This is a genomic window from Priestia sp. FSL W8-0001 (assembly GCF_038050335.1).
GTDB lineage: Bacteria > Bacillota > Bacilli > Bacillales > Bacillaceae_H > Priestia > Priestia flexa.
Genome location: NZ_JBBPAL010000001.1, coordinates 3,733,798 through 3,746,497 on the forward strand (window position 1 = coordinate 3,733,798; position 12,700 = coordinate 3,746,497).

General features: G+C 40.3%; 16 protein-coding genes. All 16 read right to left on the minus strand.

Annotation, left to right across the window (positions count from 1 at the left end; all coding sequences use genetic code 11):
• Window positions 1-132: 132 nt before the first annotated feature.
• Window positions 133-762 (minus strand): bifunctional phosphoribosyl-AMP cyclohydrolase/phosphoribosyl-ATP diphosphatase HisIE, encoded by a 630-nt coding sequence (gene hisIE, locus MKZ18_RS19690; RefSeq protein WP_025907439.1) that lies wholly within the window; start codon window positions 760-762, stop codon window positions 133-135.
• Window positions 759-1,517, minus strand: coding sequence for an imidazole glycerol phosphate synthase subunit HisF (gene hisF / locus MKZ18_RS19695; protein WP_025907436.1), 759 nt, complete (start codon window positions 1,515-1,517; stop codon window positions 759-761). The genes hisIE and hisF overlap by 4 nt, the downstream gene beginning before the upstream one ends.
• Window positions 1,514-2,248, minus strand: a complete 735-nt coding sequence (gene hisA, locus MKZ18_RS19700) for a 1-(5-phosphoribosyl)-5-[(5-phosphoribosylamino)methylideneamino]imidazole-4-carboxamide isomerase (RefSeq protein ID WP_025907434.1) — start codon at window positions 2,246-2,248, stop codon at window positions 1,514-1,516. Before hisA ends, hisF begins: the two co-directional genes overlap by 4 nt.
• A gap of 4 nt (window positions 2,249-2,252) precedes the next feature.
• Window positions 2,253-2,882, minus strand: a complete 630-nt coding sequence (gene hisH, locus MKZ18_RS19705) for an imidazole glycerol phosphate synthase subunit HisH (RefSeq protein ID WP_025907432.1) — start codon at window positions 2,880-2,882, stop codon at window positions 2,253-2,255.
• Window positions 2,883-3,470, minus strand: a complete 588-nt coding sequence (hisB, locus tag MKZ18_RS19710; RefSeq protein WP_025907430.1) for an imidazoleglycerol-phosphate dehydratase HisB — start codon at window positions 3,468-3,470, stop codon at window positions 2,883-2,885.
• A gap of 17 nt (window positions 3,471-3,487) precedes the next feature.
• Window positions 3,488-4,756, minus strand: a complete 1,269-nt coding sequence (hisD, locus tag MKZ18_RS19715) for a histidinol dehydrogenase (protein ID WP_025907428.1) — start codon at window positions 4,754-4,756, stop codon at window positions 3,488-3,490.
• A 14-nt stretch (window positions 4,757-4,770) separates the two neighbouring features.
• A complete protein-coding gene (gene hisG / locus MKZ18_RS19720) occupies window positions 4,771-5,403 on the minus strand; it encodes an ATP phosphoribosyltransferase (protein ID WP_025907426.1) in 633 nt (210 codons plus the stop codon).
• Entirely contained in the window at window positions 5,403-6,584 is a 1,182-nt protein-coding gene (locus tag MKZ18_RS19725) for an ATP phosphoribosyltransferase regulatory subunit (protein WP_025907424.1), read from the minus strand. Before MKZ18_RS19725 ends, hisG begins: the two co-directional genes overlap by 1 nt.
• Window positions 6,585-6,779: 195 nt before the next feature.
• On the minus strand, window positions 6,780-7,313 hold the full coding sequence (locus MKZ18_RS19730) for an acyltransferase (protein WP_144593998.1): 534 nt from the start codon (window positions 7,311-7,313) through the stop codon (window positions 6,780-6,782).
• A complete protein-coding gene (gene ppaX / locus MKZ18_RS19735; RefSeq protein WP_025907421.1) occupies window positions 7,310-7,957 on the minus strand; it encodes a pyrophosphatase PpaX in 648 nt (215 codons plus the stop codon). The genes MKZ18_RS19730 and ppaX overlap by 4 nt, the downstream gene beginning before the upstream one ends.
• Window positions 7,947-8,891, minus strand: coding sequence for a nucleoside recognition domain-containing protein (locus MKZ18_RS19740; protein WP_025907418.1), 945 nt, complete (start codon window positions 8,889-8,891; stop codon window positions 7,947-7,949). The genes ppaX and MKZ18_RS19740 overlap by 11 nt, the downstream gene beginning before the upstream one ends.
• 4 nt (window positions 8,892-8,895) lie before the next feature.
• The gene (lgt, locus tag MKZ18_RS19745; protein WP_025907417.1) at window positions 8,896-9,720 is read right to left on the minus strand and encodes a prolipoprotein diacylglyceryl transferase; all 825 of its coding nucleotides are present in this window, start codon (window positions 9,718-9,720) and stop codon (window positions 8,896-8,898) included.
• A gap of 14 nt (window positions 9,721-9,734) precedes the next feature.
• Complete coding sequence (gene hprK / locus MKZ18_RS19750; RefSeq protein WP_025907414.1) at window positions 9,735-10,670, minus strand: HPr(Ser) kinase/phosphatase; 936 nt, start codon at window positions 10,668-10,670, stop codon at window positions 9,735-9,737.
• Between the two features lie 147 nt (window positions 10,671-10,817).
• On the minus strand, window positions 10,818-11,180 hold the full coding sequence (locus tag MKZ18_RS19755; protein WP_025907413.1) for a phage holin family protein: 363 nt from the start codon (window positions 11,178-11,180) through the stop codon (window positions 10,818-10,820).
• Window positions 11,181-11,185: 5 nt separating this feature from the next.
• A complete protein-coding gene (locus tag MKZ18_RS19760; RefSeq protein WP_025907411.1) occupies window positions 11,186-11,380 on the minus strand; it encodes a PspC domain-containing protein in 195 nt (64 codons plus the stop codon).
• Window positions 11,381-11,443: 63 nt separating this feature from the next.
• Window positions 11,444-12,529: a DUF4097 family beta strand repeat-containing protein gene (locus tag MKZ18_RS19765; protein ID WP_144593997.1), complete on the minus strand. Its 1,086-nt coding sequence runs from the start codon at window positions 12,527-12,529 to the stop codon at window positions 11,444-11,446.
• Window positions 12,530-12,700 lie beyond the last annotated feature (171 nt).

Genomic DNA, 12,700 nt, shown 5'->3' on the forward strand with positions numbered 1-12,700 from the left:
CTCCGATAAGTCCATGATTTCAACGTTGGTAGTATATCATAGTTTAAAGCTTACGGTAACACCTGTATTTTACTGAACCCAAAGAAATATTGGTCAATAAAAAAACTGACCGCAAAGGCCAGCTTTTGTTTATTACTTCGAATGTCTTTCTTTTAATACCGCTAAGACATCGTCAAGCGGAAGCTTTTGCTCACGAAGAAGTACCAATACGTGATAGAACAAATCCGCTACTTCCCATTTTAATTCTTCATGATCACGGTTTTTGGCAGCAATAATAACTTCGCCTGCTTCCTCACCGACTTTTTTTAGGATTTTATCGACACCTTTGTCAAATAAGTAGGTTGTGTACGCTCCTTCTGGCATTTCTGCTTCGCGCTTAGCAATTACTGATTCCAATTCATTAATAATATCAAAACGCCCTGATTGAGGAGATGCACTTTCGTCCTCTAGCAAGTTTTCATTAAAGCAGCTGTATGCACCTGTATGACAAGCAGGTCCGTTTGGATTTACTTTTACAACAATAGAATCCGCATCGCAATCATACGTCATTGCGACAATTCGCTGTGTATTTCCAGATGTAGCTCCCTTGTGCCAAAGCTCTTGGCGAGAGCGGCTAAAAAACCACGTTTCTTTTGTTTCAACTGACTTTTTTAACGATTCTTCATTCATATAGGCTAGAGTCAGCACTTCTTTACTAACCGCGTCCTGCACAATTGCTGGAACTAATCCGTCTTCATTGAATTTAACGTTTTCAATCTTCATCGAATGCTCACTCCTCGTTGTTTTGCATAGGTTTTAATTTCTTTAACAGACGTTTCTTTATAGTGAAAAATAGATGCCGCTAAGCCTGCGTCTGCTTTTCCTTCCGTAAATACATCCACAAAGTCTTGACCATTTCCTGCGCCTCCTGAAGCAATAACAGGGATACTTACCGCTTCACTTACGGCTTTTGTTAATGCTAGGTTAAAGCCGGACTTGGCACCGTCTTGATCCATACTTGTTAACAAGATCTCACCGGCACCGCGTTTGACAACTTCTTGCGCCCAAGCAACAACTTCCCATCCTGTTGCGTTGCGTCCACCGTGCGTGTATACGCGCCAAGAGCCTAATTCTTCATCATATTTTGCATCAATAGCTACTACAATGCACTGTGCTCCAAAGAAGTTTGACCCTTCCGTAATAAGATCTGGATTTAAGACAGCAGCTGTGTTTAACGACACTTTATCTGCACCTGCTCGCAGCATTCGTTTCATATCCTCAACCGCATTGATTCCTCCACCTACTGTAAACGGAATAGCCAGCTGTGCTGCCACTTCTTCTACTACGTGAACCATGGTTTTACGACCTTCATGAGATGCTGAAATATCTAAGAAAACAAGCTCATCAGCGCCTTCTTCATCATAAAATTTCGCTAATTCTACAGGATCACCAGCGTCTTTTAGCTCCACAAACTGAACACCTTTTACAACGCGCCCTTCCTTTACGTCTAAGCAAGGAATAATACGCTTCGTAATCATGATGTCACCTCTTCAAGCGCCTGGCTTACCGTAAATTGATTTGTGTAGAGTGCTTTTCCAACAATCGCACCAATCACGCCGTCTTTTTCATACGCTTGTAGTGCTTTTAAATCAGCTAATTTACTTACGCCGCCCGATGCGATGACGCTTTTACCTGTTGCTTTTGCCATGCTGACAATACCTTCAACATTTGGTCCTGAAAGCATACCATCCGTTGAAATGTCCGTGAAGATAAACGTTTCAGCACCTGCTTCGGCAAGCTCTTTTCCAAGCTCCGTTGCTTTTACTGTTGACGTTTCAAGCCAGCCTTCCGTTGCTACGTAGCCATCGCGCGCGTCAATACCAATCGCAATTTTTTCACCGTATTGACGAAGCATCTTTTTGACAAATTCAGGATTAGAAATCGCTGCGCTTCCTAAGATTACTCGGTCAATTCCGTTTTCTAAGTAATACGCTACGTCTTCTTCTGAACGAATTCCGCCACCAATTTGTACATTGACCCCAAGCTTTTTCTTAACTTCAAGAACAAACTCATTATTTACTCGCTTTGCTGCTTTGGCACCGTCTAAGTCCACCATGTGAATCCACTTCGCACCTTCACCAGCAAATTGTGCTGCCATATCGACTGGTGAATCTCCGTATACCGTTTCTTTATCATAGTCTCCTTGCAAAAGGCGAACACACTTTCCGCCGCGCATATCGATTGCTGGATAAATTGAAAAATTACTCATGAGTTCAACCTCTTCCTTCTACAAAGTTTGCGTAGTTTTGTAAAATCTTCATGCCAATTTCACTGCTTTTTTCCGGGTGGAACTGCGTACCAAATACATTTTCCTTCCCTACAACTGCTGGAACGGCAACATCATATGAGCTTGTTGCTAGAAGCACATCTTGATCATCTGTCTTTACGTAATAAGAGTGCACGAAGTATACGTGGCCTTCTTCAATGCCCGCTAACAGAGGTGAGTTTACATGCATATGTAACGAGTTCCAACCCATATGAGGCACTTTATAAGCTTCACCTTCTGGCGTCACTCCAGGCAGCAGTTCAACACGTCCTTTTAAAAACCCAAGGCCCGTCGTCTTACCATTCTCATCACTTTCCTCAAACAAAAGCTGCATTCCTAAGCAGATACCTAAAAGTGGCTTACCGCTTTCCACTTCTTCTTTTATAAAAGCTGTAAGATTGGTTTCATTCAGCTGTTCCATCGCATCTTTAAATGAGCCAACCCCAGGTAGAATATAGCCTTTTGCCTTACGCAGTTCGCTTGGCTCAGATGAAATAAAATAGTCATAGTCTAAACGTTCAAGCGCTTTGCTTACGCTATACAAATTCCCCATGCCATAGTCAATAATACCAATCATTTACAACATCCCCTTCGTTGATGGTACTCCTTTGACGCGAGGATCAACCGTTGTTGCTTCATCTAATGCTCTCGCCAAGGCTTTGAATACCGCTTCGATGATGTGGTGTGTATTTTGACCATAGTGAACGATAACATGAAGATTCATACGTGATTCAAGCGCAAATTTCCATAAAAATTCGTATACAAGCTCCGTATCAAAAGTACCCACACGTGATGCTGGAATATCGCCTTTAAATTCAAAATGAGGTCGATTACTCAAATCAACTACCACTTGTGCCAACGCATCATCCATTGGAACAAATGCATTGCCGTAGCGCTTAATGCCTTTCTTATCACCAAGTGCTTCTTTAAATGCATGCCCTAAGCAGATACCAATGTCTTCTGTTGTGTGATGATCATCGATCTCAATGTCTCCAATAGCTTTTACATCTAAATTGAACTGACCGTGCTTCGTAAATAAATCAAGCATGTGGTTTAAAAACGGGACACCTGTGTCAATTCCCGCTTTTCCTTCTCCATCAATGGCTATTGCAAGTGAAATATCCGTCTCATTTGTTGTACGTTTGATGCTAGCTTCTCTCATCATGTAACCCTCTCTTTACTTTATTTTTTGAATCGTTCTTCAACTGCTCGAGCGTGTGCTTCTAATCCTTCTAGCCTTGCAAAAGCGGCAATTTTCGAACTATTAGCTTTAAGCGCCTGCTCGCTATATGAAATGATGCTTGATTTTTTTACAAATGAATCAACAGATAACGGACTTGAAAACTTGGCCGTTCCGTTCGTTGGTAATACATGGTTTGGGCCAGCAAAATAATCTCCTACTGGCTCTGAGCTATATCTACCTAAAAAAATAGCTCCAGCGTGACGAATTTTCCCGAGTATAGTCATCGGTTCATCCGTCATAATTTCAAGATGTTCTGGAGCCAATTTATTAACTACGTCAATCGCTTCTTCAAGCTCTTCTGTGACATAAATTGCACCATACTCTTGAATAGATGCTTCAGCAATCACTTTTCGAGGTAGCGTTTCAAGCTGTTTTTGAACCTCTTGTGCTACGGCTGCTGCTAGATTTAAAGACGCTGTTACCAAAATGCTAGATGCCAACTGGTCATGTTCTGCTTGTGATAACAGGTCAGCTGCCACTTCATTTGGTCTTGCTGTATCATCTGCTAATACAACGATTTCACTCGGTCCAGCAATGGAATCAATATCAACTAAGCCGTATACTTCTCTCTTTGCTAAGGCAACATAAATGTTTCCTGGACCCACAATTTTGTCGACCGCTTCAATTGTTTCTGTTCCATACGCCAATGCTCCGATCGCTTGTGCTCCTCCAACTTTATAAATCTCTTCCACACCTAGCTCAGTAGCTGCAACGAGAACACCAGCTGGTAACGAACCGTCTTTTTGCACAGGTGATACCATTACAATACGCTTAACGCCAGCTACCTGAGCAGGAATTACGTTCATCAACACGGATGATGGATACGCAGCTAAACCGCCTGGGACATAGACGCCAACTGCATCTAAAGGTGTCACCTTCTGCCCAAGAATCGTGCCATCTTCTTTTGTCACCATCCAAGATTGCGTAATCATGCGCTCATGGTAGTCACGGATATTAGCAGCAGCCTCGTTAATAATCTGAATAGTTTCATCATCGATGGCTTCATATGCGTTCTTCCGCTCTGCATCCGACACTTTCAGCGCTTCTAATAACACACCGTCAAACTTTTCCGTATATGAAAATAGGGCTTGATCTCCTTTATCCTTAACGTCTTGAAGAATGTTAAGCACCGCTTCACGCTGTGCTCCCGTGCCTTGATCAATCGTACGTTTTAAGCTAACGTCTTCCGTCACACGTGTAATCTTCATCAAATTCACCTCATTCATGATGCTTCGACAACTTTTGATAATCGGTTAACTAAATCATCAATGCGTTCATCTTTTAACCGGTAGCTAACTGGGTTTACAATTAATCGAGATGTAATATCACCGATATGCTCTAGTTCAACCAGACCATTTTCCTGTAGCGTTCTGCCCGTCGAAACGATATCAACAATACGATCTGCTAAGCCGATAAGCGGCGCTAACTCAATCGATCCATTTAGCTTAATAATTTCCACCTGTTCTCCTTGTTCTCGAAAATAAGTGGACGCGACGTTCGGATATTTTGTCGCTACTTTTTGCGCAATCTCTGATTTTTTCGCATTGGGAAGGCCCGCCACTGCAAGATGACATTTGCTAATCTGCAAATCTAATAGTTCATAGACATCTCTTTCTTCTTCAAGCATCACATCTTTTCCTGCAATACCTAAATCAGCTACGCCATACTCTACGTAAGTCGTTACGTCCATTGGCTTTGCTAAAATAAAGCGCATGTTTTCTTCTGGAATATCAACAATTAATTTACGCGAGTCATCAAACTCTGGAGGAAGTTGAAAGCCTGCTTGACGCAAAAGTTGAGCAGCTTCTTCAAATATTCTTCCTTTTGGCATCGCAATTGTTAGTAGTTCAGTCATTATTGTCCCCCCTTGCCACGTTTACCAATAAGAAACGATACTTCTTCAAGGCCAGCTGTAAATACGTCGACATCATCAACGCCTACAATATCTTGAACAACGACACGTTTACCTGCACGTCTTTGTTCAGCCGCAAGCGCTATTGCTTCTGATAACCGCTCCTGGCTATATAAAACGCCGTAAACAGGCACTTCTTCGTATGCTTCTTCATCTAGCGCTTCAATTAAACGGTCAAGCTGAATACCAAATCCAGTTGCCGGTGTTTTCGTTGAAAATTGTTCTAATAATTGATCGTAACGTCCACCGTTCCCAATATGAAAGCCTACGTGCTCAGCAAAGACTTCAAATAAAATGCCAGTGTAATAACTCATGTGACTTACAAGGTTGAAGTCAATTTTAATTTCTTCCGTTACGCCATAAGCGTCCAGCATGTTCCAAAGGCTTTGAAGATCCTCAGCAAGCTTTTTACCTTCTTTATTTTCAACAAGCTCAATAGCTTCTTGGATTTTTTCTTCTCCACCACGTAAGTTTAAAAGCTGTAAAAGACGCTGTTTATCAATGGAGGAAAGGTTTAAGCTCTTCACGTGATTACGATAACCAACATAATTTTTCTCATATAAAAAGCGGCGTAAAACATTGGCACGCTCTTCGTTTCCGACAATCTCTAAGAACAATGAGTTAACGAATCCAATGTGGCCAATGGCTACTTTAAATGATTTTAGCCCAGCACGCTTTAATGCACTAATCATCAACGCAATCACTTCTGCATCGCTGCTCATTGTTGCATCACCAATTAACTCAACACCAATTTGCTCAAACTCAGCCGGTCGACCACCTTCACGCTGCTGAGCTCGAAAGACATTCGCTTCATACGCAAGGCGAAGCGGTGAGTTATTTAAAAGTTTTGATGCTGCCACGCGCGCAAAAGGCGTCGTCATATCAGGTCGTAAAACAAGCGTATGACCTTCTTTATCTAATAATTTAAATAATTGTTGATCTAAAATGGCCGATGCGCTTCCAACCGTTTCAAAGTATTCAAGAGTAGGAGTAGCCATATATTGATAGCCCCAGCTACTAATTTCTTCTGCTAACTGATTTCGAACTTGCTTTTTCTTTTCAAAAAGAGATGGTAATGTATCCCGCATACCTAAAGGTTTTTCAAACATAAACAGCTTTGACATTATGACACTTCCTTTTCTCAACTTGGTTGCATCTATTTCTATATAAACAACTAATTTTCATCATAGAAGACCACTTTTTACTTTATCGCACTAATGTATTAGCGAAATAACAAATTAAAGTTATTAGTAGTTTACACCCCTTATAGGTAATCGTCAACTCATATAGCGCTATTTTCTTACAAAAAAAGCCACTCCTTATTGATAAGTCGTGGCTGATTCGTTTTCTTCTGTGCGCTTTTGCATTTCTTCTTTTGTATAAATGACCCTCATTGGATTTCCTCCAACAAAAGAGCCAGGCTCTATGCTTCTATGTACGACTGTTCCCGCAGCAACAATTGCTCCGTTACCAATCACTACTCCAGGTAAGATTGTACTATTAGCTCCAATCATTACCTCATCACCAATGATTACATCTCCAAGTCGATATTCTTTAATTAAATATTCATGGGCGAGAATCGTTGTGTTATATCCAATTACCGAGTTTTTTCCAACCGTTATCTTCTCTGGAAACATAATATCAAGCATAACCATCAGTCCAAAAGAAGTTTGAGGCCCTACCTCCATCTGTAAGAACGTCCGGTAAAGCCAGTTTTTAAATGATAAAAAAGGAGAATAGCGAGCAAGCTGAATGACAATAAAGTTACGTATTACCTTCCAAAATGGAACGGTTTTATAGACGTGCCAGAGCGAGTTAGGTCCTTCGACAGGAAATCGCTTCGTCTTTCTCACTGCTCTTTTCCTCCAAGCCATGGAATCAAGTCTTTCATCTCTTCTAAGATAACATCTGGCTCATAAGAAGCAATGTGTTCTCTTCCTTTTGCACTCCAAGCCACACCAGCTGTTTTCGTACCTGCATTTTTACCAGATAGGATGTCATGATGGTTATCTCCTACCATAACAGCTTCTTCTGGCTGTGCATTTAAAAGTACTAATGCTTTTTCGACTGGCTCTGGGTGAGGTTTTGCATGCTGCACGTCGTCAATTGCAACAATTACATCAAAAAATTGATCCAACTTCGTAAGTTTTAGCCCCAGCATGACCGTATTAATCTGCTTTGTTGTAACGATAGCCAACTTATACTTCTGATCATGTAACCATTTCACCGTTTCAAATACGCCTGCAAACTCTGTTACAAGTTCATCATGATGACTTAAGTTATGAGTACGGTACGTGTCAATCATTTCGTGTACTCGCTCTTTATCCATCTGTACAAAAGTGTCATAAAGAGGTGGCCCCATAAATGCCAAGACATCTTCACGTTTATATTGCTCGGGATAATAATGATTTAATGTGTGCATAAAAGATGAAATAATTAATTCATTTGTATCAATTAGCGTTCCATCTAAATCAAATAGAACGGTGTTAATGCTCATATGAAACTTCCTTTCTATGCCTTACTTCATTTTCTTTCCACATCCGTGAAATCACAATGGTTAACACAAGTGCAACAACTACCCGAATAATGAGCAGCGGCAGTACAGGAATACCTAGCGGAATAAAAATTAACGTATCTTCTACTACAGCATGACAAGCGACTAAAAAGATGAACGCAAGCGTTGCATCACGCTTACTAACTCCCTCTTCTTGTACAGCTTGAATCATGACGCCAGCTCCATATGCCAACCCTAGTAAGAGACCTGTCACAAGCGTTGTAGACGTATTTTCTTTCATCCCTAATAAGCGTGTAAACGGACCAAGCATTGAGGAAAGCTTATCGAGCCACCCAATATCTTTCAGGATTTGAATTCCCACCATAACTGGAATAACAATAAGAGCCAGCTGTAGAATTCCAAAACCTGCTTTTTCAATCGATTGCCAGATGATTGCTCCCCATCCGCTTACTTCCTCGTGCTTCGTTGCTAAAAAACCGTACTGTGCCTGTTCGCCTCCGCCATTCCATACTAAGTTAATGATAATGGCTGAGATCACAGCGAGCCCGATACGAACCGATAAAATAACCCATAGCTTCACACCAACTTTTAAAGCTACGCTCGTTTCAATTAATAAATTATGAGAGAAAGACAGCATAACGGCTAGAATAAATACTTCTTTCACCGTTAAATCCAGTGATAAAATCCCTGCAATTCCCGCATATAAATTTAACAAGTTCCCCAGCACAAGTGGAATGGCTGCATCTCCCGATAGCCCAAATAACTTCATTAAAGGTGAAATTAACGTAGCAAACCAATCCAGCACTGGCGTGTATTGAAGGAGTGAAACAATTAGCGTTACTGGAAAAATGACTTTTCCTAGTGTCAGCGTTGTTTTGAGTCCTCCCATAATCCCCTTTTGTATCGACCTAAGCATTCCCTCACCCCTGTTTCTTTTTACTTGTTTCCAAATACGTTTCCTTATTTGTTTTTCGACGAATAGCAATAATAATGACTGCTACCGCAATTAAGACAAGCGAAATGACTTGTGCGATGCGCAGCGTATCCGTCAACATCAAGCTGTCTGTACGCATTCCTTCAATAAAGTATCGCCCAATTGAATACCAAATAACGTACGTTAAGAACAGTTCACCTCTACGCAAGTTGACGCGTCTTAGCGCAATTAACAGAGCAAATCCGGCTAAATTCCAAAGCGATTCATATAAAAACGTAGGGTGATAATATGTACCGTTAATATACATTTGATTAATAATAAATTCTGGCAGGTGCAAACCTTCTAGAAAAGCACGTGATACTTCTCCACCGTGCGCTTCCTGATTCATAAAATTCCCCCAGCGTCCGATTGCCTGACCAAGAATAATACTCGGTGCCGCAATGTCCGCTAGTTTCCAAAATGAAATCTTTTTCACACGTGAAAAAACAATCCCAGTTAAAATTGCTCCAATCAATCCACCATGAATAGCAATTCCACCGTTCCAGATTTGAGGTATCTCATTCAAATGCTGTGAGTAATAATCCCATTCAAACGCAACATAGTATATGCGCGCACAAATAATAGCAATTGGTACTGCAAATAGCACTAAATCGATAAACGTGTCTTTAGGCAACCCACGCTTCGTGCTTTCTTTTGTAGCAATATACAGAGCAAGCAGCACGCCAGCTCCAATAATGACGCCATACCAATAGATTGTCAGTGGGCCTAGCTCTAAAAACACACGATCAAGCGGCTGAATATTTGCTTCCATCAAACCACCCTTTCTTAAATATCTTCTCTGTCACCGTCTTCAATTACATCCGTTAAGCGATTTGAGAACTGCTCAGCTGCATTAATTCCCATCCGTTTCAAGCGGAAGTTCATTGCGGCTACCTCAATAATAACAGCTAAGTTACGCCCTGGACGAACAGGTAATGTGATTTTTGTCACATCTGTGTCAATAATCTTCATTTTATCTTCTTCAAGGCCTAAACGATCATAATGTTTATTTTGGTCCCATGTCTCAAGCTGAATAACTAATGAAATACGCTTATAGCTACGTACTGAACCTGCACCAAATAGCGTCATCACGTTAATAATACCAAGGCCGCGAATTTCAAGTAAGTGTTCAATTAACCCCGGAGCATTACCGACCAGCGTATCTTGATCTTCTTGACGAATTTCTACACAGTCATCCGCTACTAGACGATGTCCACGTTTCACAAGTTCAAGCGCGGTTTCACTTTTACCAACGCCACTTTTCCCCATGATTAAGACACCGATTCCATAAATATCTACAAGCACTCCGTGAAGAGCTGTAGACGGTGCTAAACGACTTTCTAAAAAGTTCGTTAAATGACTTGAAAGTCTTGTCGTTTTAGAAGGCGATCGTAGTACAGGAACTGCTTCGCGTTCAGAAGCTTCAATCAATTCTTTCGGCACAGACATATCACGAGAAATAATAATGGCTGGCGTAATATCTGTACACATTTTTTCCATTCGGACTTTCTTTTCTTCATCATCTAAACGCTCAAAAAATGATAATTCCGTTTTCCCTAATAGCTGTATGCGCTCTGCTGGATAATATGTAAAATAACCGGCCATTTCAATCCCTGGACGTGAAATATCACTTGTTGCAATCGGACGGTCAATTCCTTCTTCTCCACTGATTAACTCTAAATTAAACTTTTCAATTAAGTCTTTAGTACGAACTGTTACCACCTGAAATCCTCCTTTAGTTTAAAACCATGTACCCATTAGCTTTTTGTCTATGATAGTATTTACCATTAAAGGTTCACTCTATTTTATCATTAAAAGCAAGAGAAGAGAAAACAAAGTAGCGCTAGCTTCGTTGAAGCTAGCGCTACTTTATTTGGATCGCAACGGATCAATAATAACCTTTTGAATCAATAGGTTCAGAATGGACATAACAATAGCAGCTAAAATAGCTGTACCAAATCCATCAATAACAAACGAATCACCCATAATACCTTGCGTAATCATTAACGTCGCTGCGTTTATGACGAATAAAAACAGTCCAAGTGTTAGAAATGTCACTGGTAACGTCAAAAGAATTAAAATGGGTTTCACGATAATATTTAAAATGGATAAAATGATGCTGGCAATAATTGCAGCACCAATCGACGATAGTTGAAATGCATCGATATAACCTGCAATTACTACAAGTACAAGAGCATTAATTAAAATGCTAATAATCCCTCTCACAAGCATGCTTATTAGGCTCCTTCTTCATTTGGCAATACAAAGATTAAAATGAAGTAGATAACTACCAGTGGTGTTCCAATAACGAATAGAACGCTCAATGCAAAAATCAGTCGAAGAATCGTAGCACTAATCCCTGTATACTCAGAAATTCCGCCGATAATTCCAGCTAATTTTCTATTTCTGCGTGATCTATATAACTTTTTCATTTATCAATCTTCTCCTTTTCCTAATCATTCTGATTACAAAAGGCTTCTTTATATGCCAACGTTTTACTTAATTGTGATTGAACCAGCTTTAGACTCTGCTAATAATTTATACGATTTAGCTGTTTCAAGATATGCTCGGAAGCGCATCTGCTTCATGACCGTCTCTTTTTTCTCTTCAATTACCTCCATTTGAGGTAAGTTACATACGAATTTACCTAGATTTGATTTCAAATCTCCTTCGATGCCAAGATGAGACGGCGTATAAAGCTCGATATGTCCCGTAGTCGTTTTTAAAAATGCTAACTCAACACGCTCTCCTTTCAGGTACCCTTCAATATCTCCATTAAAAGTTTGCGCATCGATTTTTTTATAATCCCCATCAAATTTTATAGAGCCGTTAATCGTCTCCATCTCACATTTTGATGAGAAAATGCGTGAGAGCTCAATGTGACCATTAGATGTTTCCGCTTCAAGCTGTCCACTATTCACTTCATAAAAGCGAATTAAACCGTTGGCTGTTTTGGCCTTTAATTCTCTTACATTTAATCTTTCCCCTTCAATAGGTCCATTAAACACACGTACATTCACTCTCTCATACTCGGTTTCAGGTATATAAACAGTCGCCTTCACCTTCATATGTTTTTTTTGCACATTAAATTTTAGCTTCCCGTTCTCAATTGAAAATAAGACATCTTTTAAAAACGCTTGTCGCGCTTGCTCTTGCCCCTCTACCTTATAAACATCTGATTCGCACTCGATTCGCACATCCGGACTTCCCCATGGTTTTACCTTCACACTTCCGTTTGCAATATCGATATCAATTGCCTGAATATAAGCTTCTGTTTGTTGGAAAATATGCTGAACTTTAACCGAGGGACCAAAGTTAAAGTCTAAATCAACGTCCTTTACTTTTTTGACTGTCTGATCGACAAAGCTAAATAGCTTTTCTTTAAAGGATGCAGACGAAGGTTTAAAAGTGGAAGAACTGCTGCTCGATTTACCAACATAAGGCGTCAACTCCGATGATGCATTCACTTTTACAGTTGGCTCAGGGTTTGCTTCAAGTGAATTTAAAAGCGTTAATGCTTCATCTACCGTCAACTTCCCCTCTTCTACCATCTGTAAAATCTGCTTGCGCTTTTCTAGCATGTGACTCTCCCCTTTTGGTTTATAATTTCATCTATCTTAGCTCGTTATTTCATACTTTCACTGCCTTTTTATTAAAGAAAAAGCAGGCTATTATGTAATACGGTTTATGCTACAAAAAGTTTCAATATACATAAAATAGAAAAAAGCGCTACCTTTAGCGCCTTTTTTTCT

Bases quoted from the DNA above. Each gene is read 5' to 3' on its own strand.
- hisIE (WP_025907439.1), bottom strand. From the start codon at position 762: ATGAAGATTGAAAACGTTAAATTCAATGAAGACGGATTAGTTCCAGCA.
- hisF (WP_025907436.1), bottom strand. From the start codon at position 1,517: ATGATTACGAAGCGTATTATTCCTTGCTTAGACGTAAAGGAAGGGCGC.
- hisA (WP_025907434.1), bottom strand. From the start codon at position 2,248: ATGAGTAATTTTTCAATTTATCCAGCAATCGATATGCGCGGCGGAAAG.
- hisH (WP_025907432.1), bottom strand. From the start codon at position 2,882: ATGATTGGTATTATTGACTATGGCATGGGGAATTTGTATAGCGTAAGC.
- hisB (WP_025907430.1), bottom strand. From the start codon at position 3,470: ATGATGAGAGAAGCTAGCATCAAACGTACAACAAATGAGACGGATATT.
- hisD (WP_025907428.1), bottom strand. From the start codon at position 4,756: ATGAAGATTACACGTGTGACGGAAGACGTTAGCTTAAAACGTACGATT.
- hisG (WP_025907426.1), bottom strand. From the start codon at position 5,403: ATGACTGAACTACTAACAATTGCGATGCCAAAAGGAAGAATATTTGAA.
- MKZ18_RS19725 (WP_025907424.1), bottom strand. From the start codon at position 6,584: ATGTCAAAGCTGTTTATGTTTGAAAAACCTTTAGGTATGCGGGATACA.
- ppaX (WP_025907421.1), bottom strand. From the start codon at position 7,957: ATGAGCATTAACACCGTTCTATTTGATTTAGATGGAACGCTAATTGAT.
- MKZ18_RS19740 (WP_025907418.1), bottom strand. From the start codon at position 8,891: ATGCTTAGGTCGATACAAAAGGGGATTATGGGAGGACTCAAAACAACG.
- lgt (WP_025907417.1), bottom strand. From the start codon at position 9,720: ATGGAAGCAAATATTCAGCCGCTTGATCGTGTGTTTTTAGAGCTAGGC.
- MKZ18_RS19755 (WP_025907413.1), bottom strand. From the start codon at position 11,180: ATGCTTGTGAGAGGGATTATTAGCATTTTAATTAATGCTCTTGTACTT.
- MKZ18_RS19760 (WP_025907411.1), bottom strand. From the start codon at position 11,380: ATGAAAAAGTTATATAGATCACGCAGAAATAGAAAATTAGCTGGAATT.
- MKZ18_RS19765 (WP_144593997.1), bottom strand. From the start codon at position 12,529: ATGCTAGAAAAGCGCAAGCAGATTTTACAGATGGTAGAAGAGGGGAAG.